Origin of the sequence: Suttonella ornithocola, assembly GCF_001889065.1 — a bacterium.
GTDB classification, from domain to species: Bacteria; Pseudomonadota; Gammaproteobacteria; order Cardiobacteriales; family Cardiobacteriaceae; genus Suttonella_A; species Suttonella_A ornithocola.
Genome location: NZ_LWHB01000286.1, coordinates 1 through 541 on the forward strand (window position 1 = coordinate 1; position 541 = coordinate 541).

Below are 541 nucleotides of genomic sequence, written 5' to 3' on the forward strand. Positions count from 1 at the left end.
TGACAATTACACTGTTTTTAGGTAACTCAGGTAACAGTGCTTCTCTCACCCAATGAGAGAAAATATCGCTGTTAATAGAACCATCATATAAGCGTAAGGCAAACAATTCTCCATTGATAATGGCTCCAATCGCATTGCTCTGGTTCTTTAAATGCCAGTTATCACTTCCATGACAAACTTGTCCTTTTGTGCTGTAGCCATAAGGTCTATGAGCAAAGGTTTTAAAACCACATTCATCAAGATAGACTATCGGTTTGTCTTGAGCGGTCTTATCCACTATTTGTTCTTGAAAGTGCTCTCTTTTCTCTGTGTCGGCTTTTGGATGTTGGTTAATCTTTTTTTATGCGTTATCTTTAGTCGCTTTAGAGCATAACAAATCGCTGATTGCGAGCAATTAAAACGTCTAGCGCTTTCCCATTGGTAATCATCAGGATACTGCTCAATATCCTTAAGCAAGGCTTCATCATCAATCTTTGAGGCTTACGCTCAGTAAAGCCTTTAGGATGGGGATTTTTAATCCAGCTATAGACGGTGAATTTGC

2 protein-coding genes are annotated in these 541 nt (G+C 39.0%); both read right to left on the reverse strand.

The features are described from left to right. On the reverse strand, nt 1-277 hold a 277-nt coding region (locus A5N85_RS13785), incomplete at its 3' end, for a transposase (RefSeq protein WP_211268248.1). Beyond that, nucleotides 277-471 carry an IS630 transposase-related protein gene (locus tag A5N85_RS13790; RefSeq protein WP_072576064.1) on the reverse strand — a complete coding sequence of 65 codons (195 nt, stop codon included), beginning with the start codon at nt 469-471 and terminating at the stop codon, nt 277-279. The genes A5N85_RS13785 and A5N85_RS13790, both read right to left, overlap by 1 nt. Nucleotides 472-541: the final 70 nt, after the last annotated feature.